The sequence below is a fragment of the Pseudomonas sp. MWU13-2100 genome (assembly GCF_023242365.1).
In the GTDB taxonomy this organism is placed as follows: Bacteria; Pseudomonadota; Gammaproteobacteria; order Pseudomonadales; family Pseudomonadaceae; genus Aquipseudomonas.
In genome coordinates, this window is sequence record NZ_JALLIX010000042.1 from 39,226 (window position 1) to 58,858 (window position 19,633).

Below are 19,633 nucleotides of genomic sequence, written 5' to 3' on the forward strand. Positions count from 1 at the left end.
GTCGAAATTGGCGATCAAGGCATCACCTGCAAGGGGGTTGAGTCGGCATATTCGGGTTTGAGCTTGCCATCCGGGCCGAGCAGCCAGGCGTCCATGACCTGGCGAACCACCGGCGCGGCGACGCCGGAACCGGACTCGCCGTTCTCGACCATCACTGCCACGGCGATTTTCGGGTTGTTGGCCGGGGCGAAGCCGACGAACAGGGCATGGTCGCGATGACGCTCCTGGACTTTCGAGCGGTCGTACTTCTCGCCCTGCTTGATCGCCACGACCTGGGCGGTACCGCTCTTGCCGGCGATCAGGTACTGCGAACCGACGGCCGCCTTGCGCGCGGTGCCGCGGGCGCCGTGCATCACTTGCTGCATACCATGGCTGACCTTGTCCCAATCCGCCGGGTTACGCAGAACGATATCCGGCATCGGGTCGGGGTCCAGCGGTTTCTGGCCTTCGATGGTCTTGGCCAGGTGCGGGCGGTTCCACACGCCCTTGTTCGCCACCAGCGCCGTAGCCTGGGCCAGTTGCAAGGGCGTGGCCTGCATGTAGCCCTGGCCGATCCCGAGGATCAGGGTTTCGCCCGGGAACCAGGCCTGGCGTCGGGTGGTGCGCTTCCATTCGCGCGAAGGCATCAGCCCCGGTGACTCCTCGAACATGTCCAGGGAGACCTTCTGGCCCAGGCCGAACTTGTTCATGTAGGTGGACAGGCGGTCGATGCCCAGCTTATGGGCCAGATCATAGAAGTAGGTGTCGTTGGAACGCATGATCGCCGTGTCCAGGTCCACCCAGCCATCGCCAGTGCGGTTCCAGTTGCGGTATTTATGATCGTAGTTGGGCAATTCGTAGTAACCGGGATCGAAGACCCGCGTCGAGGCGTTGACCACCCCGCTGTCGAGCCCGGCAATCGCCACCGCCGGCTTGATGGTCGAGCCCGGCGGATAGAGGCCGCGCAACACCCGGTTGAACAGCGGCCGGTCGATGGAGTCGCGCAGCTCGGCATAGGCCTTGAAACCGATCCCGGTGACGAACAGGTTCGGGTCGAAACTCGGCTGACTGACCATCGCCAGCACCTCGCCGGTGGCCGGGTCCAGCGCCACCACGGCGCCACGCCGGCCGCCGAGGGCCTCTTCGGCGGCTTCCTGCAACTTGATGTCCAGGCTCAGGACAATGTCCTTGCCCGGCACCGGGTCGGTGCGCTTGAGCACCCGCAGGATACGCCCGCGGGCGTTGGTCTCGACTTCCTCGTAACCGACCTGGCCGTGCAGCTCGGGCTCGTAGAAACGCTCGATGCCAGTCTTGCCGATATGGTGGGTACCGCTGTAGTTCACCGGGTCCAGGGCCTTGAGTTCCGCCTCGTTGATTCGTCCCATATAGCCCACCGAGTGCGCGAAGTGCGCGCCCTGGGGATAGTGGCGAACCAATTGCGCGACCACCTCGACCCCCGGTAGACGGAACTGGTTCACGGCCACCCGGGCGATCTGCTCTTCGGTCAACTCGAACAGGATCGGCACCGGCTCGAACGGCCGCCGCCCCTGGCGCACGCGCTTCTCGAAGAGCACGCGATCTTGCGGGGTGAGTTGCAGGACCTCGACCAGCACATCCAGCACCTGGCGCCAGTCACCCGAGCGCTCACGGGTCACGCTGAGGCTGAAACTGGGTCGGTTATCCGCCACCACGAGACCGTTACGGTCGTAGATCAGGCCACGGCTCGGCGGAATCGACTGAACATGGACACGGTTGTTTTCCGACTTGGTCGAGTGATAGTCGTACTGGATCACCTGGAGGAAATACAGCCGGGCGATCAGCACGCCGATCAGCGCCACCACCACAATTGCGCCGACCACGACACGGTTACGCACCAGGCGGGCGTCTTTCTCGTGGTCCTTGAGGCGAATCGGCTGGGTCATTCGGCAGGCTTATTTATGGTAAGGATGCCCGGACAGCACGGTCCAGGCGCGATACAGCTGTTCACCGATCAGGATCCGCACCAACGGGTGCGGCAAGGTCAGCGGCGACAGCGACCAGCGCTGATCGGCCCGCGCACAGACCTCCGGCGCCAGCCCCTCGGGGCCGCCGACCATGAAGTTGACCGTACGCGAATCCAGCCGCCAGCGATCCAGCTCGACCGCCAACTGCTCGGTACTCCACGGTTTGCCATGGACCTCCAGCGTGACGATCCGCTCGTTCGGACCGACCTTGGCCAGCATCGCTTCGCCTTCCTGACGGATAAAGCGCGTCACGTCGGCGTTCTTGCCCCGGGTATTGAGCGGAATCTCCACCAGTTCCAGCGCCAGCTCGGATGGCAGACGCTTGGCATACTCGTGCCAACCCTCTTCCACCCACTTGGGCATGCGTGAACCGACAGCAATCAGGCGCAGGCGCACAACGCCACCTTATTCCTGGTCTTTGTTGAGCTTGATGAAATGCTCATGGGTGTTTTCCGGGCTGTGGTGCGCGGCACTGGCCGAACGGCTCTGCTCGGCACCCTGCCACAAGCGCTCCAGGTCATAGAACTGACGCGCGCTGGCGGTCATCATGTGAACGATCACATCGTCCATGTCCAGCAGGACCCAGTCGCTGTCGCCCTTGCCTTCTTCACCCAGCGGCCTGATGCCCAGGGCCTTGACCGCTTCGCGGACCTTGTCCAGCATCGCGCCGATCTGGCGGTTGGAAGTACCGGTGGCGATGATCATGAAGTCGGTGATGCTCTGCTTTTCACGAACGTCGATCACCAGGATGTCCTGGCCCTTGACGTCTTCCAGGGCCGCTACGGCAATCTTGACCAGCTCTTCGCCCTTGAGGGGCTCGCCGCTGAGGACTTTCTCCGGCAACGGAGCACTCTTGAACGTGCCTTTGCGCTTTACTTTGTTTACGTCGTTGTTGGTCATATAAAACTCGTTTTGCTCATATATTCGGGCGTTTCAATACACGACTATTCGTGCTTTCAAGCGCGCCGTTTCAGTTCGACGCACGGTACAGCCCGTGCGCATCGATATAGGCCAGGACCGCGTCAGGCACCAGGTAACGTACCGACTTACCGCTGGCCAGCAGTTGACGGATCTGGGTGGCCGACACCGCGAGGGGTGTCTGCCAGACGAATGTAATATGCCCGCCAGGCCCCGGCAGGGCCTTCGGGTCGCTGACCGACCGCGCGGCCAGCAGGTTGCGCAAGGCATCCGGCGGTTCGCTGTCGGCATCCGGGCGTTGCAGCACCAGGATATGGCAATGCTGGAGCAACTCCTCCCAGCGGTGCCAAGTGGGCAGGCCGCAAAATGCGTCCCAGCCCAACAACAAGAATAACTGGTCCTCGGCGGCCAGTTCGGCGCGCATCAGTTCCAGGGTGTCGATCGTGTAGGACGGCTTGTCCCGTTGCAGCTCGCGGTCATCCACCACCAGCGGTCTCACGCCGGCCACCGCGCAATCGACCATCGCCAGCCGATCGATCGCCGAGACCTGCGGTGTATCGCGATGCGGTGGCCGGGCACTGGGGGTCAGGCGCAACTCATCGAGGTCCATCAGTTCCGCAACTTCCAGGGCACTGCGCAAATGACCGATGTGCACCGGATCGAAGGTTCCACCGAGCACGCCGATGCGCCGGGGCGGAACCTGGCGCGGGTTGTCGACGGCAGACAGACGTTTGCTCACTCGATCAGACCGCGGCCTGACCGCGCAACTGCCCGTCACCGACCACGATGTACTTCTCGCAGGTCAGGCCTTCCAGCCCTACCGGGCCGCGGGCGTGCAGCTTATCAGTAGAAATGCCGATCTCGGCACCCAATCCGTATTCGAAGCCGTCGGCGAAGCAGGTCGGGGCATTGAGCATTACCGAACTGGAGTCGACTTCGGCCATGAAGGCCCGGGACTGCGCCAGGTTTTCCGTGACAATGGCGTCAGTATGGTGCGAACCGTAGTGGTTGATGTGCTCGATGGCCGCGTCCAGCCCGTCGACCACGCGAATCGACAGGATCGGCGCCAGGTATTCGGTGCTCCAGTCCTCTTCGGTGGCGGCGACGGCCTCGATCACCGCACGAGTCCGCTCGCAACCGCGCAGCTCGACGCCCTTGGCGCGCAGGCGCTCGGCCATGGCCGGGAGGAATTCGGCGGCGACCGCTTTATCCACCAACAGGGTTTCCATGGCACCGCAGATGCCGTAACGGTAGGTCTTGGCGTTGAAAGCGATGTCGCGGGCCTTCGTCAGATCGGCGTGAGCGCTGACATAGACGTGGCAGATGCCGTCCAGGTGCTTGATCACCGGCACCCGCGCCTCGCGGCTGACCCGTTCGATCAAGCCCTTGCCACCGCGCGGCACGATCACGTCGACGTACTCGGGCATGCTGATCAGCGCCCCGACGGCGGCGCGGTCGGTGACTTCCACCACCTGCACCACGGCCGCCGGCAGGCCGGCTTCGTCCAGGCCGCGCTGGATGCAGGCGGCAATGGCACGATTGGAATGAATGGCTTCGGAGCCACCGCGCAGGATGGTGGCGTTGCCCGACTTGAGGCACAGGCTGGCGGCATCGATGGTCACGTTCGGCCGCGACTCGTAGATGATGCCGATCACGCCCAGGGGCACGCGCATCTTACCGACCTGAATCCCCGATGGCCGGTAGCTCATATCGCGGATCGCCCCCACCGGGTCGGGCAGGCTCGCCACCTGGCGCAGGCCGACAATCATGCCGTCGATACGCTCAGGGGTCAGGGCCAGACGCTCGACCAGCGCCGGCTCCAGGCCATTGGCGCGGGCGGCGGCCAGATCGAGCTCGTTGGCGGCACTCAGCTCGGCGCGGGCGGCGTCCAGCGCGGCGGCGGCAGCCAGCAGGGCGCGGTTCTTCTGCGCGGTGCTGGCACGGCCGATCACACGGGAAGCCTCGCGGGCAGCGCGACCCAGACGGGTCATATAGTCGAGAACGGACTCAGTCATGGCTCTAAGGGGGACTTGGCAAAGAGGAAAGCGGCCGATTATAGCTGTCGCGCCGCCTGACGGACAGCGGTGCCGGGCGGATGGTCGAAATGGAGGGCAAATAGCGGGTGTTCAGACCTGATTAAGGCATAAAACGTTATGATTCCCCTCCGATCAGCCGTCAACAGTCTCGCGCCCACGATGTCCAGCCTCCCCCCCGCGCCCTTGCCGAATGCCCTGCCCGACGCTTTTTTCGACCGCGATGCGCAGCTGCTCGCCCGTGAATTGCTGGGTAAAGTCATCCGCCACAAGGTCGGCGACCTCTGGCTGGCAGCACGGATCATCGAGACCGAAGCCTATTACCTCGAGGAAAAAGGCAGCCATGCCTCCCTCGGTTATACAGAAAAGCGTAAGGCTTTGTTTCTGGATGGCGGACATATCTATATGTATTACGCCCGCGGCGGCGACTCGCTGAACTTCAGCGCCTGGGGGGCGGGCAACGCAGTGCTGATCAAATCCGCCTATCCGTGGGTCGATACACTGTCCGACGCGGCAAGCCTGGCGCAGATGCTGCTGAACAACCCGGCGGCCAATGGCACGGCGCGCCCCGCGCAGAAGCTGTGCGCGGGGCAGACCCTGCTGTGCAAGGCCCTCGGGCTCAAGGTGCCGATGTGGGACGCCAAGCGTTTCGACCCGCAAGGGTTGGTAGTGGAAGATGTCGGTACCCAGGTGGCGCAGATCATCCAGACCACCCGCCTGGGCATCCCCGGCGGGCGTGACGAGCACCTGATGTACCGCTTCGTCGACGCCAGCCATGCGCGGTATTGCACGCGCAACCCGCTCCGGCGCGGGCAGGTGGAAGGTCGCGATTACTTTTTGCACAGCTGAAAAATGCCACCTATCCACCCTGCCGACACGAAACCTGTAGGCGCCGACTTGCCGGCGATGGCGGTCGAACAGTCGATGCAAGACTTGCGGACCTCATCGCTGGCAAGCCAGCGCCTACATTTGGAGTGCATGACTCGATGTTTGTGTTTGACCTAAAAAAGGAAGTCACCCCATGGGCCCATGGCTCGATAGCATCACCGGCTGGCTGACCGCCAACCCACAATGGTTGGGCCTGGCAATTGTCATCGTCGCTTGCCTGGAATGCCTGGCCATCGTCGGGAGCATCGTGCCGGGCACGGTCCTGCTGTTCGCCATCGCCGTGCTGGCCGGCAGCGGCGCCCTGCCGTTGGGCGAAACCCTGCTGCTGGGGTTCATCGGTGGCCTGGTCGGCGACGTGGTCTCCTACACCCTCGGCCGACGGTTCCACCAGAATATCCGGCGCCTGCCGGGCTTGCGCAGTCACCCACAGTGGATGAGCGGCGCGGAAAGTTATTTCCAGCGCTATGGCATCGCCAGCTTGCTGGTCGGGCGCTTTATCGGTCCCTTGCGCCCGATGCTGCCGATGATCGCCGGCATGTGCGACATGCCATTACCGCGCTTTATCGGCGTCAGCCTGATCGCCGGCGCCGGCTGGTCGGTGGTCTACCTGCTGCCGGGCTGGGCCACTGGCGCGGCCATCCGCCTGCCCTTGCCCGAAGGGTTCTGGGCGCAGGCCGGTGTGGTCGCAGCCGGGCTCGTCGCGCTGATCGGGCTGTGCATCCATTGCAGCGTGAAGCGTCATCCCCGGGCCACCCTGCTGATTTCAGGCTTGAGCCTGGCGTTGCTGGTCGGCCTGCTTCTCGGCTACCCCCACCTCAAGGCCTTCGACCAGGGCCTGATGGCGCTGGTCCAGGAACATCGCGACAAGACGCTGGACGTAGCGGCGGTGATCGCCACCCGCCTCGGCGACTTCCGCATCCAGTTCATTGTCGCCGGGGTTCTCACCGTCCTGCTGTTTCTCGCTCGCCAATGGCGCCAGGGGCTGTTTTTCGGCGCCACCCTGGCGGTGACGGCACTGGGCAATACCGCCGCCAAATACTTCTTCGCGCGAATCCGCCCGGAAGTCCTGGCCGAACCGATCACCAGCTTCAGCATGCCCAGTGGCCACAGTTCGGGCTCGTTCGCGTTCTTCCTGGTACTCGCGGTACTGGCCGGCCGCGAACAACCGCCACGGATGCGCGTGAGCTGGCTGCTACTCGGCTGCCTGCCGGCGCTGGTGGTCGCGTCGTCGCGGGTGTACCTCGGGGCGCACTGGCCTACCGATATCCTCGCCGGCGCCCTGCTCGCCGTGGGTGTACTGGCGGCCAGCCTGAGCCTCAGCCAGCGCTACATGCCGCTACCGGCCACGCCACCCCGGGCCTGGTGGCTGATCCTGCCGGCCGCCGTGGCGATCTATGGTGTTTATGCCCAGTGGCATTTACCGCATGCGATCGTTCGATATGCCTATTAACCCGTCGTTTCGGACAGGTCACTTTCCACGACTTCAAGATTGACGGCATAGAACTGGCCGTCTTCGCCCCGCACAACGTCATAGCTCACGGTGTCGCCGGCCTTCAACTCCGGCCCACCGTCAGTAGCGGACTTCACGTGAAAGAAAAGTTCTCGTCCGCCCACATGCGCCGTGATCACGCCGATTCCGCCGCGGGCGGAGTCATAACGCTCTTCACCGTACTTATCCATGACTGTTTCTCCCAAGAAGGAAGAGGCCCCCCCAGGCGTCGCCCCGAGGAAGTTCAGTTACCCTGGGGAGGCATGGAGCGCCGTGTCTTGACAGCACACCCTTAAATCAACTTAACGCTTTCCGCTTGCAGGCCTTTTTGTCCTTGAGCCACTTCGAAACTGACTTTCTGCCCTTCAGCGAGGGTTTTGAAACCGGTCGACTGTATCGCTTTGAAATGAACAAAAACATCTTGCGATCCATCATCTGGCGAAATAAAACCAAACCCTTTCGCATCGTTGAACCACTTGACCTTGCCTTCTTTGTGCTCTGACATTTCCAATCTTCCCAGTGACTGAATGACGCAAGCTCATCCGTGGACGACTTTTGCCCTGCGAGCTTTCTATATTTCCGCCGTTCAATCCTGGATCCATTGCGCCTATCGGGCTACTGTCATTTCTGACAGGTTTTCAGATTTTTTCTATATAACGGTTATTCCATGCCATTGCATGGGCCCGCTCAAGCAAACAACTCGCCCTGCAATTCGTCCAATAACACTTGAATCGCATCCAGGCGTTGTTGAGGATCATCCAGTTCCAACAGGTCGATCTTGTCCAGCTCGGAAAACGGCAGCAGATAGGCCAACTGATTGGCCAGCGACTGCTGCCCGGTCGCTTCGGTGCCCATGTTCAGGGCCGCGACCATCGGGTGTTCGGCCAGCGCCTTGAGCAGCGCCACCAGGTCTTCATCCTCATCCTGCAAAGGCTGCTCGGGGATTTCATCCAGCCACTCGACCTCGGCGACCGTCAGCTGGTCGCGCTGCAACTCACTGTGCAGTACGCGGAAACGCCGAGCGCCTTCGACCCGAATACCCAGCAAGCCGTTGTCCTGCTGCTGGAAGTCGCGGATCAAAGCCTCGCAGCCGACCAGGGCAAAGCCTTCCGGCGCATCGCCAACCTCCTGGCCTTCAAGAAGGCAGACCACGCCAAAACCGCAGCCCTGTTTCATGCAGCGACTGATCATGTCCAGGTAGCGCGCCTCGAAAATCTGCAGGTCGAGGATGCAGCCGGGAAACAGCACGGTGTTCAGGGGAAACAACGCCAGGCTCATAACGATTTCCTTAAACCACCAAAGTTACCGCCAACGGCAGCAAAACTGCCGTGGCCACACCCATCAGGCTCATCGCCAGCGCGGCGAAGGCGCCGCACTCCTCACTTTCCTGCAAGGCCACCGAAGTGCCCACCGCATGGGCGGTCATGCCCAGGGCCATGCCTCGGGCCTCCGCGGCCTGTACCCCCAGCCGCGTCAGCAGCCAGGGCCCGGCAATGGCGCCGATCACCCCGGTAATCAACACGAACACCGCGGCCAGGGCCCCGACACCGCCGATCTGTTCGGCCACCAGCATGGCGATGGGTGACGTCACCGACTTGGGCAGCAAGGTCATCAGGATCATATGGTCGGCGCCGAACAACCAGCCGAGCAACACGCCCAGGCCTGTCGCCAGTATCCCGCCAATCACCAGCGTAGTAAAAATCGGCCAGAACAACTGCCGGATCCGCCGCAGGTTCAGGTACAGCGGCACCGCCAGCGCCACCGTGGCCGGCCCCAACAGCGTGCCGAGGATCTCGGTACTCCTGCGGTACTCGGCGTACTCCAGGCCGCAGAGCAACAAGATGCCGACCACCAGCGCCATTGAGGCCAACACCGGCTGCAGGAAGATCCAGCGGGTCTTCTCGAACCCCGCCAGCACCAATTGATAGGCGCCCAGGGTAATGCCGATGCCAAACAGTGGATGATGGATCACCGCCGCCCAGGCGCCCTGCCAATCAAGGTTCATGGTCGCTCTCCGCGCTTGCCGTGACGCTTGATCAAGGCATTCATGAACACCCCGACAAACGCCATGGAGATCAGTACCGACAACACCAGCGCACCCGCGATCGCCCAGAAGTCCGCGGCGATCTGCCTGGCATAGACCATGACGCCTACCGCCGGCGGCACCAGCAACAGTGGCAGATAACGCAACAAACTGGACGCCGCCTCGTTCAGCGGCGCGCTGACTTCGCCATTCACCATCAGAAACACCAGCAAGAGCAACAGACCGATAATCGGCCCCGGCAACACCGGCACACACAAATGATTGAGGGCGGTGCCGAGCAATTGAAACAGCACCAGCCAGGTCAGGCCGCGTAACAACATCCGAACTCTCCCGTGAAGATGCCAGCATTATAAGCATGCCCATGCACCGCCATTCGCCAAAGGTATGGTGGCTTGACCGGGCACATGTCCCATGATGATCTACAGTGGATGCCAAGGGCTGCAACCCGAGGCCCGATAACTCGAAAGACCAAGGAGTGTGTCAATGCCCTATGTACCTGTAGCGCAGCTCAAAGATTATGTCGGCAAGGAACTCGGATACTCCGAATGGCTCACCATCGACCAGGCGCGGATCAACCTGTTCGCCGAAGCCACCGGCGACTTCCAGTTCATCCATGTCGACCCGGTCAAGGCCGCGCAAACGCCGTTCGGCAGCACCATCGCCCACGGTTTCCTGTCGTTGTCGCTGATACCGAAACTGATGGAAGACATCTTCATCATGCCCGAAGGCCTGAAGATGGCCGTCAACTACGGCCTCGACAGCGTGCGCTTCATCCAGCCGGTGAAGGTCGACTCGCGGGTGCGCCTGAAGGTCGAACTGACCGAGGTCACCGAGAAAAAACCCGGCCAATGGTTGCTCAAGGCCACTGCCACGCTGGAAATCGAAGGCCAGGAAAAACCCGCCTATATAGCTGAACCGCTGTCCCTCTGCTTCGTCTGATAGCCAGTACTCACGAAACAGAGTGCACTCTGTTTCGTGCAGGACACTGGACACGCCATATTGCTACGGCATACTCGGTCCCCTAATTATCCGGATCCCGTTATGCGCCCACTCGTCCCCCTGGTTTTGACCCTGCTGCTTACCGCCTGCGGTGATGGCGAATCGCTATTGCCGCCGGACGCTCGTCTGCCGGACGGCGGTCGCTATCGCGGCGACGTGGTCAATGGGCTGTTGCAAGGCCAGGGCCGCATCGACTACCCCAGCGGCAGCTGGTACGCCGGCCAGTTCGACCACGGCCAGTGGCAAGGCGACGGCGAGTGGCATGGCAGCAATGGCGAGGTCTACAAGGGTCAGTTCCAGCAGGGCCTGTTCCACGGCCAGGGCACCTTGACCGTGCACGACAGCAACTACACCGGCGGTTTCAAGCAGGGCCGACGCGACGGCGAAGGTACGCTCAAAGAAGCCGGCATGACCTACCGTGGCGAATTCAAGGACGACCAGTACTCAGGCCTCGGCCATCTGGAACTGGAAGACGGCAGCCAGTACCAGGGTGAATTCGCCCATGGCAAGCCCAACGGTGAGGGCCAGCGCAGCGATGCCAATGGCAACCTGTTCACCGGCCACTTCGTCAACGGCCAGCTCGAAGGCGTCGGCACCTTCAACAGCGCCGACGGCGACCAGTATGCCGGCGGCTTCAAGCGCAACCAGCTCAATGGCAAGGGTCGCTACGAAAACGCCGATGGCGATGTCTGGATCGGTGAATTCAAGGAAGGCGTGCTCAGCGGCAAGGGCGAGCTGATCGGCGTCGACGGCAGCCGTTACAGCGGCGAGTTCAGCGAGTGGCGCTTCAACGGCCAGGGTCATTTGACCCTGGCCGACGGCAGCGTCTATATCGGCGAATTCGCCAGCGACACCTACAACGGTCGCGGTAGCCTGATCCTGGCCGACGGCAGCGTGCAAAGCGGTATCTGGACCAACGGCCAGCGAGTCCGCGATGCCGACGGCAAGCTGCTACCCGACCTGCTGGAACTTGGCCTGCTGGCCCAGGGCCCGCTGCTGGAAAAGGCCCTGGCCGCCGTGCCGGCATCGACCCCGGCGATTGAGCTCTACAGCCTGGTGCTGGCCGGCGACGGCAAGCAAAGCGTGTTTATGCGCGAGGCCGATTACGTCAACCGGATGCTCGCCACCCGCTTCGGCGCCCATGGTCAGATCAGCCTGGTGAACCATCGCGACCACCTCGGCGATCGCCCGATGGCCACCCGCGAGAACCTGCGGCGCGCCGCCCAGACCCTGGCCGAGCGTAGCGGGCCGGAAGACCTGATCTTCATCTATCTGACCAGCCATGGCACCCATGAGCACGAGTTCGTGCTGGATCAGCCACGCCTGGAGCTGGCCGACCTGCCGGCCGACGAGCTCGCCTCGGCGCTGGCACCGCTGAAGAACCGCGACAAGGTCATCGTGATTTCCGCCTGTTATTCCGGCGGTTTCATCCCGGCGCTCAAGGATGAAAAAACCTTGATCATGAGCGCGTCCCGCGCTGACCGAGTGTCCTTCGGCTGCTCCGAGGAAGCGGATTTCACCTATTTCGGCGACGCCCTGTTCGCCCAGGCGCTGAACCAGACCGATGATTTGCAGCAAGCCTTCGCCCTGGCCAAGGCCCATGTCGCCGAGCGCGAGCAGGCGGATAATTTCGAAGCGTCGGAGCCACAGATCTGGGCGCCCAAGGGCGTGCTTGCGCACTGGCAGGCATTGCGCAAACAACAAGCAAGAAAAGCGCTGCAAAGCGCATCGCTAGACAGCAAGGAAGCCAAGAGCAACTAAGCTGAACTGTATCAAGGGAGGTATTTTATGTACTTGACGCCTCAGCACATCCTGCTCGCTGGAGCCACCGGTTTGACCGGTGAACATCTACTCGACCGTCTGCTCAACGAGCCGACGGTCAGCCGTGTACTGGCGCCCTCGCGCCGACCATTGGCCAAACATCCGCACCTGGAAAATCCGGTGGGCGATCCGGCAGTTTTCCTGCCGCAATTGAGCGGTCGTGTCGACCTGGCGATCTGCTGCCTGGGCACCACCATCAAACTGGCGGGTTCCGAAGAAGCGTTCCGCGCGGTGGACCATGACATGGTCGTGGCCTTTGGCAAGCGCGCGCGGGAAATGGGCGCGCGACATCTGATCGTGGTCAGCGCCATCGATGCCGATCCGAAATCCAAGGTGTTCTACAGCCGGGTCAAGGGTGAGATGGAGCAGTCGCTGCGGGCGCAGAACTGGCCGCAGTTGACCATCGCCAGGCCTTCGCTGCTGCTGGGTGATCGGATCGAACCACGCCTGGCGGAACAGTTGGCGGCGCCGCTGTCGAAACTGATCCCAGGGAAGTATCGCGGCATCGAGGCCTGCCAACTGGCGCGGGCGCTGTGGCGACTGGCGCTGGAGGAACAGGATGGCGTGCGGATAGTCGAGTCGGATGAGTTGCGCCGACTGGGTAAATAACACGGCCCCATTGCCCCCCGCAGCAGAGCAATGAAATGCATACCTTGTGGGAGCGGTGCTTGCCCGCGAAGCTTTTAGTGGCCTCACCGCCGTCTTCGCGGGCAAGCTCCGCTCCCACAGTTCATCACTCGGCCCTACAGGCCCTACAGGCCCTACAACCCACCTGTCGCCTGATACCCCACACCCAATACTGTCAACACCGACAGCGGCAGCAGCAGCGTATCCAGCAACGCGCTGGCCGGCAGATCCACCCCGGGATAACTCGGCGCCTGCGCGCCGAAGCGGTCATAGGCGCAACAACCGCCCTGCAACGCATACAGATCCAGGCGCACCCCCGAATACACCACCGGCGCCCCGGCCTTGCCGGCGTCCAGGGTCCGCACCGTCGCACACCCCACCAGTTGCAGCGCCAGCAGCAGACACAGCAGCGGCTTACTCATCGCTGCTCAAATGGTGTTCACCCCAACGCGGCAGCATGTCCTGGGGGATATTCAACAGGTTGAGAATCCGCGCCACGACAAAATCCACCAGGTCATCGATGGTCTGCGGCTGGTGATAAAAGCCCGGCGACGCCGGCAGGATGGTCACGCCCATATTCGACAGCTTGAGCATATGCTCCAGATGAATGCTCGAATACGGCGCCTCGCGCGGCACCAGGATCAACTGGCGGCGCTCCTTGAGGGTGACATCCGCCGCCCGCTCGATCAGGTTGTTGCAGGCTCCCGTGGCAATGGCCGACAGAGTCCCGGTGGAACACGGCACCACCACCATCGCCGCCGGCGCGCCGGAGCCCGAGGCCACCGGCGACATCCAGTCCTCCTTGCCATACACTCGAATCTGCCCGGCAGCCGCGCCGGTGTATTCAGTGAGGAAGGTTTGCATCATCTGCGGCTTGGCCGGCAGCGCCACGTCGGTCTCGGTGGCCATCACCAGCTGTGCGGCCTTGGAGATCAGGAAGTGCACCTCACGGTCCTCGCGCACCAGGCAGTCCAACAGCCGCAGACCATAGGGCGCGCCGGAAGCGCCGGTCATCGCCAGGGTAATGCGTTCCGGTCCGTTGTTCATTGCAGCGCCTCGGCCAGTTTGCCGTGCAGGCCGCCGAAGCCGCCGTTGCTCATGATTACCACGTGGGTCCCGGGCTTGGCCTGGCTTTTCACCCGTTCGATGATGCCATCGAGGGAATCGCTGACGATCGACGGCACCGAACACAGTGCCGCCGTGGCGCCCAGGTCCCAGCCAAGATTGGCCGGCGCATACCAGATCACCTGGTCGGCCTGGACCACACTGTCCGGCAGACCGTCGCGGTGGGCACCGAGCTTCATCGAGTTGGAACGCGGCTCGATAATGGCGATCAACGGCGCATCGCCGATTTTCTTGCGCAGGCCATCAAGGGTGGTGGCGATGGCCGTCGGGTGGTGGGCGAAGTCATCGTAGATCGTTACGCCGTGGACTTCGGCAACCTTTTCCATCCGCCGCTTCACACTCTTGAACGCGCTGAGGGCGGCAATGCCCATGGCCGGCACCACGCCGACATGCCGCGCCGCCGCCAGGGTGGCCAGGGCATTGGCGACGTTGTGCTGGCCGGTGAGGTCCCACTCGACCACGCCTTGGGCCACGCCCTCGAACATCACTTCAAAACGCGAGCCGTCTTCGCTCAGTAGCTTGACCTGCCACTGGCCGCCGGCGCCGGTGGTCTGCACCGGGGTCCAGCAGCCCATTTCGATCACCCGCTGCAAAGCCGGTTCGGTGGTGGGATGGATCACCAACCCCTCGCTCGGAATGGTCCGCACCAGATGGTGGAATTGCCGCTCGATCGCCGCCAGGTCCGGAAAAATATCCGCGTGGTCGAACTCCAGGTTGTTCAGGATCGCGGTGCGCGGGCGGTAGTGGACGAACTTGGAGCGCTTGTCGAAAAAGGCGCTGTCATACTCATCGGCCTCGATCACGAAGAACGGTGTGCTACCCAGGCGCGCCGACACCGAGAAATTCTGCGGCACGCCGCCGATCAGGAAACCCGGGCTCATGCCGGCGTGCTCCAACACCCAGGCCAGCATGCTGCTGGTGGTGGTCTTGCCGTGGGTGCCGGCCACCGCCAGGACCCAGCGGCCTTGCAGCACATGGTCCGCCAGCCATTGCGGGCCGGACACATAGGGCAGGCCCTTGTTCAACACGTACTCGACCGCCGGATTGCCACGGGACATGGCATTGCCGATCACCACCAGGTCCGGGGCCGGATCGAGTTGCGCCGGATCGTAGCCCTGGGTCAGCTCGATACCCTGGGCCTGGAGCTGGGTACTCATGGGCGGATAGACGTTGGCATCGGAACCGGTGACGTGATGGCCCAGTTCCTTGGCAAGAACCGCCATCGAACCCATGAACGTACCGCAGATACCCAGAATATGAATGTGCATAGTCGACCTCGTAAAACGTGGTCGCAGGTTAGCCCAGGGCGGGGGAAATCGCACCTGGTGTTTCAGGCTCACGTGTACTCAAGGCCGAAGCAGGTCTAGCGGGCGATCCCATGCTTGCGCAACTTGCGATACAAGGTGTTGCGACTCACCCCCAACTGCTCCGCCGTATGGGTCATATGCCAGCGCTGCTGTTCCAGGGCATTGAGCAAAGCCAGACGCTCGGCGTCTTCCAGGGGATGCGCGGACGGCTCGTCGACCGCCACCGCGACCAGGCTCGGCCGCGCCTGACGGATCAGCGCCGGCAGGTCCTCAACACCGATCCGACCGTCCTCGCACAACGCCGCCAACGTGCGCAACACCGTGCGCATCTGCCGTACATTGCCCGGCCATTCGAACGCCAGCAGTGCCTGACGCGCCGCCGTATCGATCAACACCTGCTGCTCACCGGCCTCCTCCGCCAGCAGAAAATCCAGCAACTGCGACTTGTCGCTGCGCTCACGCAACGCCGGCAGGCCGACCTCCAGCCCATTGAGCCGGTAGTACAGATCCTCGCGGAAGCTGCCGTCGCCGACCCGCTCCATCAGGTTGCGGTGCGTGGCACTGATGATGCGCACATTGACCGCCTCCGGCTCGCCGCCGATGGGCACCACCTGACGATCCTCCAGCACCCGCAGCAAGCGGGTCTGCAGCGCCAGCGGCATATCGCCGATCTCGTCGAGAAACAGCGTGCCGCCATCGGCCTGTTGCAGCTTGCCGCGCATGCCTTCCTTGCGCGCGCCGGTAAAGCTGCCACCGCGATAACCGAACAGCTCGCTTTCGATCAGGCTCTCGGGAATCGCCGCGCAGTTGAGGGCGACAAAGGCTTTCTCGGCGCGCTGGCTGGACTGGTGCACCGCCTTGGCGAAGGCCTCCTTGCCCGAACCGGTTTCACCGTTGATCAGCAACGGCACATCACGTTCGAAAACCCGCAGCGCCCGGCGAAAATCCGTCTGCAAGACCGGATCGCCGAGGCAGATGTTGGACAACTTCGCGCGTGCCAGCGGTGCCGGCGTCGGAACCAGCACCTTGGGCACGCTGCGTGGCTGGCCGCGCAACACCGCGAACAGGGCCCGGCCGTCGCGGGTCCGCAACGGCCAACTGGCACTGGCCTGGGCACTGGCGCGGCCAAGCAGCTCATCCAGCGAGCAATCGAAGAACACCTCCACCGGCTGCCCCAGCAAACCGCTGCGCCCCTGCCCCAGCAGGTTCAGGGCACTCTGGTTGACGGCACTGATCCGACCTTCGCCGTCGAACGCCAGCAAGCCCTCGCTGAACAGCCCCACCGACTCGGCCTGCAAGTGAAAACGCAGCAGCCAGTGGTTGTCGTAATGACGCAGGAAATAGCAGCTCTCGATCATCTTCGCCGAGAGGTTGACCAGCGCCATGGTGTGAAACTGGCTCTGGCGCGACACTTCCGGACGGGCCGAGGACACATCGAGCACCGCCATCAATTCGCCATGGGGATCGAAGACCGGGCTGGCGGAACAGGTCAGGCCGGTGTGGCGCCCGCGAAAATGCTCATCCTGATGGATGGTCAGGGACTGGCGCTCCACCAGACAGGTGCCGATACCGTTGGTGCCTTCGCAGGCTTCGCTCCAGTCGGCGCCGAGCCAGAGGCCGGCGCGCTCGAAGATCTTGCGTTCGGCGGGAGCCGTGACGCAGTTGAGGATCACCCCGCGGGCATCGGTGAGCAGCACCGCGTGACCGGCGCCGGAGAGCTGCTGGTGCAGGCTGGTCATTTCAGTGCCGGCGATCTGCAGGACCTGGTGCAGGTGCTCGCGGCTTTCCAGCAGGCGACCGTGCTCGAGCACGGTGGGGGCGATGCTCAACGAGGGGTCGAGGTGATAGTCCTCCAGGCAACGCAGCCAGGAGCGGGCGATGGACGGGTCACTGCCGGGGCCGCCCGGGTGGGCCTTGCCCTGGGTCACGGTCAATACCTGCTGGGCGTGGCGACTCAGATGGTTGTTCTGCATTTCTTATTATTCTCCCGACCTTGTAGGAGCCGGCTTGCCGGCGATGGGGCCAATGAGCCTTGCATCGTCTGATCGGTCGCTATCGCCGGCAAGCCGGCTCCTACAGGGCTTCGTGGTGTCCGAAAAATATCGTGCACATTCACCTGGATGCCCAGCATCCTCCAGCGCCGCGAGCAATGCAATCACCCCGCGACCGCCGCGTCACAGGCTGTGCCAAGTACGATACAAACTGTCACCCTGGCTGTATCGCTGCTGTCGCAACAGCCCCGCCATCCGTCACCGCCTCCCTCGGCCAAAGGCTCTGGCGCCCGGCCCACCACGCACTGGCCCGACCTTTGCTCTACGCTTATGAAGCGCTCAAGCGCGTACTCTCTTATAAGCACAATAGCCAAGGAGACACACACCATGCGTTACGCCCACCCTGGTACTGCCGGCGCCATCGTTACGTTCAAGGCCAAGTACGGCAACTACATCAATGGTGAATTCGTCGCGCCCGTCGACGGCCAGTACTTCACCAACACTTCTCCGGTCAATGGTAAGGCCATTGCCGAATTCCCCCGTTCCAACGCCAAAGACATCGACAAGGCCCTCGACGCCGCCCATGCCGCCGCCGATGCCTGGGGTGCGACCTCGGTCCAGGCGCGTTCGCTGGTCCTGCTGAAAATCGCCGACCGTATCGAACAGAACCTGGAAACCCTGGCGATTACCGAAAGCTGGGACAACGGCAAGGCCGTGCGCGAAACCCTCAACGCCGATATCCCACTGGCCGCTGACCATTTCCGCTACTTCGCCGGTTGCCTGCGCGCCCAGGAAGGCAGTGCCGCGGAAATCGACGGCAACACTGTGGCCTATCACATTCACGAACCGCTGGGCGTGGTCGGCCAGATCATCCCGTGGAACTTCCCGATCCTGATGGCCGCCTGGAAACTCGCCCCGGCCCTGGCCGCCGGCAACTGCGTGGTACTCAAGCCGGCCGAGCAAACCCCGCTGGGCATCACCGTGCTCATGGAACTGATCGGTGACCTGCTGCCACCTGGCGTACTGAACGTGGTGCAAGGGTTCGGCAAAGAAGCCGGCGAAGCCCTGGCCACCAGCAAGCGCATCGCCAAGATCGCCTTCACCGGCTCGACCCCGGTCGGCTCGCACATCATGAAATGCGCGGCTGAGAACATCATCCCGTCCACCGTGGAACTGGGCGGCAAGTCGCCGAACATCTTCTTCGCCGACATCATGAAAGCCGAGCCGAGCTTTATTGAAAAGGCCGCCGAAGGCCTGGTCCTGGCCTTCTTCAACCAGGGCGAAGTCTGCACCTGCCCGTCCCGTGCCCTGATTGAAGAGTCGATCTACGACGAGTTCATGCAAGTGGTGATGAAGAAAGTCGAGCAGATCAAGCGTGGCGACCCGCTGGACACCGACACCATGGTCGGCGCCCAGGCTTCCGAGCAGCAGTTCGACAAGATCCTCTCCTACCTGGAAATCGCCAAGAAGGAAGGCGCGCAATTGCTGACCGGCGGCCAGGTGCAGAAGCTCGAAGGGGATCTGGCCACCGGCTACTACATCCAGCCGACCCTGCTCAAGGGCACCAACAAGATGCGTGTGTTCCAGGAAGAAATCTTTGGCCCGGTAGTGAGCATCACCACCTTCAAGGACGAAGCCGAAGCCCTGGCGATTGCCAACGACACCGAGTTCGGCCTCGGTGCAGGCCTGTGGACCCGTGATATCAATCGCGCCTACCGCGTGGGCCGGGCGATCAAGGCCGGGCGCGTCTGGACCAACTGCTACCACCTGTACCCGGCGCATGCCGCGTTCGGCGGCTACAAGAAGTCCGGCGTGGGCCGCGAAACCCACAAAATGATGCTCGATCATTACCAGCAGACCAAGAACCTGCTGGTGAGCTATGACATCAATCCACTTGGGTTCTTCTAAACCCTGAGGCCGCCTTCGCGGCGGTTCGGCGTCCCGACAAACTCCGCTCCCACAGTGTCCGAGTCGAATCCAAAAGCTGTAAACGACCGAAACCTGTGGGAGCGGAGCTTGCCCGCGAAGAGGCCCCAACTAACACTCGAAAAAATGCCTGGCCGCTCTGGCACGGGCTTTGCGTGCACACCGTACCGAAAATCGACACCCGCAAGTCCAACAACCAAACAATAAAAATGACAAGCGAGGACTTATGACAACCCAAACCGCACTCAAACCGACCCTCGGCACCCTGCACCTCTGGGGCATTGCCGTGGGCCTGGTGATCTCCGGCGAATACTTCGGCTGGAGCTATGGCTGGGGCACCGCCGGTACCCTGGGCTTTCTCGTCACCACCTTGCTGGTGGCGACCATGTACACCTGCTTCATCTTCAGTTTCACCGAACTGACCACCGCAATTCCCCATGCCGGCGGGCCTTTTGCCTACAGTCGCCGGGCCTTTGGCGAACG

20 protein-coding genes and 1 pseudogene are annotated in these 19,633 nt (G+C 62.8%); 7 read left to right on the forward strand and 14 right to left on the reverse strand.

All coding sequences use genetic code 11. The annotated features are described in order from the left end of the window. Window positions 1-14 precede the first annotated feature (14 nt). The 5 genes from mrdA to M5B99_RS23860 all read right to left on the reverse strand — a co-directional run bounded on the left by mrdA (window position 15) and on the right by M5B99_RS23860 (window position 4,915). Window positions 15-1,901 carry a penicillin-binding protein 2 gene (mrdA, locus tag M5B99_RS23840; RefSeq protein ID WP_248806365.1) on the reverse strand — a complete coding sequence of 629 codons (1,887 nt, stop codon included), beginning with the start codon at window positions 1,899-1,901 and terminating at the stop codon, window positions 15-17. Window positions 1,902-1,910: 9 nt separating this feature from the next. After that, window positions 1,911-2,378, reverse strand: a complete 468-nt coding sequence (gene rlmH, locus M5B99_RS23845) for a 23S rRNA (pseudouridine(1915)-N(3))-methyltransferase RlmH (RefSeq protein WP_040071182.1) — start codon at window positions 2,376-2,378, stop codon at window positions 1,911-1,913. A 9-nt stretch (window positions 2,379-2,387) separates the two neighbouring features. After that, a complete protein-coding gene (rsfS, locus tag M5B99_RS23850; RefSeq protein ID WP_248806366.1) occupies window positions 2,388-2,882 on the reverse strand; it encodes a ribosome silencing factor in 495 nt (164 codons plus the stop codon). A 70-nt stretch (window positions 2,883-2,952) separates the two neighbouring features. Further along, window positions 2,953-3,627: a nicotinate-nucleotide adenylyltransferase gene (gene nadD / locus M5B99_RS23855; protein ID WP_248806383.1), complete on the reverse strand. Its 675-nt coding sequence runs from the start codon at window positions 3,625-3,627 to the stop codon at window positions 2,953-2,955. 16 nt (window positions 3,628-3,643) lie between these two features. Continuing rightward, entirely contained in the window at window positions 3,644-4,915 is a 1,272-nt protein-coding gene (locus M5B99_RS23860) for a glutamate-5-semialdehyde dehydrogenase (RefSeq protein WP_248806367.1), read from the reverse strand. Window positions 4,916-5,095: 180 nt separating this feature from the next. On the opposite strand from M5B99_RS23860, the gene M5B99_RS23865 reads away from it, so the two are divergent. Beyond that, window positions 5,096-5,782 (forward strand): DNA-3-methyladenine glycosylase, encoded by a 687-nt coding sequence (locus tag M5B99_RS23865; RefSeq protein ID WP_248806368.1) that lies wholly within the window; start codon window positions 5,096-5,098, stop codon window positions 5,780-5,782. A gap of 172 nt (window positions 5,783-5,954) precedes the next feature. Then, complete coding sequence (locus M5B99_RS23870; protein WP_248806369.1) at window positions 5,955-7,271, forward strand: bifunctional DedA family/phosphatase PAP2 family protein; 1,317 nt, start codon at window positions 5,955-5,957, stop codon at window positions 7,269-7,271. Here the strand turns inward: M5B99_RS23870 and M5B99_RS23875 are convergent. From M5B99_RS23875 to M5B99_RS23895, 5 genes are all read right to left on the reverse strand, one after another. Beyond that, a complete protein-coding gene (locus M5B99_RS23875) occupies window positions 7,268-7,501 on the reverse strand; it encodes a cold shock domain-containing protein (RefSeq protein ID WP_248806370.1) in 234 nt (77 codons plus the stop codon). The two genes, M5B99_RS23870 and M5B99_RS23875, sit on opposite strands and share 4 nt — an antisense overlap. Window positions 7,502-7,602: 101 nt before the next feature. Further along, window positions 7,603-7,815, reverse strand: coding sequence for a cold-shock protein (locus tag M5B99_RS23880; protein WP_248806371.1), 213 nt, complete (start codon window positions 7,813-7,815; stop codon window positions 7,603-7,605). 182 nt (window positions 7,816-7,997) lie between these two features. Continuing rightward, window positions 7,998-8,588 carry an LON peptidase substrate-binding domain-containing protein gene (locus M5B99_RS23885; protein WP_248806372.1) on the reverse strand — a complete coding sequence of 197 codons (591 nt, stop codon included), beginning with the start codon at window positions 8,586-8,588 and terminating at the stop codon, window positions 7,998-8,000. Window positions 8,589-8,598: 10 nt separating this feature from the next. Then, on the reverse strand, window positions 8,599-9,315 hold the full coding sequence (locus M5B99_RS23890) for an LrgB family protein (protein ID WP_248806373.1): 717 nt from the start codon (window positions 9,313-9,315) through the stop codon (window positions 8,599-8,601). Further along, window positions 9,312-9,674 carry a CidA/LrgA family protein gene (locus M5B99_RS23895; RefSeq protein ID WP_248806374.1) on the reverse strand — a complete coding sequence of 121 codons (363 nt, stop codon included), beginning with the start codon at window positions 9,672-9,674 and terminating at the stop codon, window positions 9,312-9,314. The genes M5B99_RS23890 and M5B99_RS23895 overlap by 4 nt, the downstream gene beginning before the upstream one ends. 163 nt (window positions 9,675-9,837) lie before the next feature. Between M5B99_RS23895 and M5B99_RS23900 the strand changes: the two genes are divergently transcribed. The 3 genes from M5B99_RS23900 to M5B99_RS23910 all read left to right on the forward strand — a co-directional run bounded on the left by M5B99_RS23900 (window position 9,838) and on the right by M5B99_RS23910 (window position 12,783). Further along, window positions 9,838-10,293 carry a MaoC family dehydratase gene (locus tag M5B99_RS23900; RefSeq protein WP_248806375.1) on the forward strand — a complete coding sequence of 152 codons (456 nt, stop codon included), beginning with the start codon at window positions 9,838-9,840 and terminating at the stop codon, window positions 10,291-10,293. A 102-nt stretch (window positions 10,294-10,395) separates the two neighbouring features. Beyond that, window positions 10,396-12,114 carry a C13 family peptidase gene (locus tag M5B99_RS23905; RefSeq protein WP_248806376.1) on the forward strand — a complete coding sequence of 573 codons (1,719 nt, stop codon included), beginning with the start codon at window positions 10,396-10,398 and terminating at the stop codon, window positions 12,112-12,114. Window positions 12,115-12,141: 27 nt separating this feature from the next. Then, a complete protein-coding gene (locus M5B99_RS23910) occupies window positions 12,142-12,783 on the forward strand; it encodes an oxidoreductase (protein WP_248806377.1) in 642 nt (213 codons plus the stop codon). Window positions 12,784-12,935: 152 nt separating this feature from the next. Here M5B99_RS23910 and M5B99_RS23915 read toward each other — a convergent pair whose 3' ends face one another. The 4 genes from M5B99_RS23915 to M5B99_RS23930 form a co-directional block, all read right to left on the reverse strand. Beyond that, window positions 12,936-13,223 carry a YceK/YidQ family lipoprotein gene (locus M5B99_RS23915; protein ID WP_248806378.1) on the reverse strand — a complete coding sequence of 96 codons (288 nt, stop codon included), beginning with the start codon at window positions 13,221-13,223 and terminating at the stop codon, window positions 12,936-12,938. Further along, window positions 13,216-13,848, reverse strand: coding sequence for a flavin prenyltransferase UbiX (gene ubiX, locus M5B99_RS23920; RefSeq protein ID WP_248806379.1), 633 nt, complete (start codon window positions 13,846-13,848; stop codon window positions 13,216-13,218). The genes M5B99_RS23915 and ubiX overlap by 8 nt, the downstream gene beginning before the upstream one ends. Continuing rightward, window positions 13,845-15,194, reverse strand: a complete 1,350-nt coding sequence (gene mpl, locus M5B99_RS23925) for a UDP-N-acetylmuramate:L-alanyl-gamma-D-glutamyl-meso-diaminopimelate ligase (protein WP_248806380.1) — start codon at window positions 15,192-15,194, stop codon at window positions 13,845-13,847. The genes ubiX and mpl overlap by 4 nt, the downstream gene beginning before the upstream one ends. A gap of 95 nt (window positions 15,195-15,289) precedes the next feature. Then, window positions 15,290-17,206, reverse strand: a complete 1,917-nt coding sequence (locus M5B99_RS23930; RefSeq protein ID WP_248806381.1) for a sigma-54-dependent Fis family transcriptional regulator — start codon at window positions 17,204-17,206, stop codon at window positions 15,290-15,292. Window positions 17,207-17,611: 405 nt separating this feature from the next. On the opposite strand from M5B99_RS23930, the gene M5B99_RS23935 reads away from it, so the two are divergent. Both M5B99_RS23935 and M5B99_RS23940 read left to right on the forward strand, forming a co-directional pair. Beyond that, window positions 17,612-19,132: an aldehyde dehydrogenase family protein gene (locus tag M5B99_RS23935; protein ID WP_248799360.1), complete on the forward strand. Its 1,521-nt coding sequence runs from the start codon at window positions 17,612-17,614 to the stop codon at window positions 19,130-19,132. A gap of 244 nt (window positions 19,133-19,376) precedes the next feature. Next, window positions 19,377-19,633 (forward strand): annotated as a pseudogene (locus M5B99_RS23940) (ethanolamine permease); the annotation flags it as partial.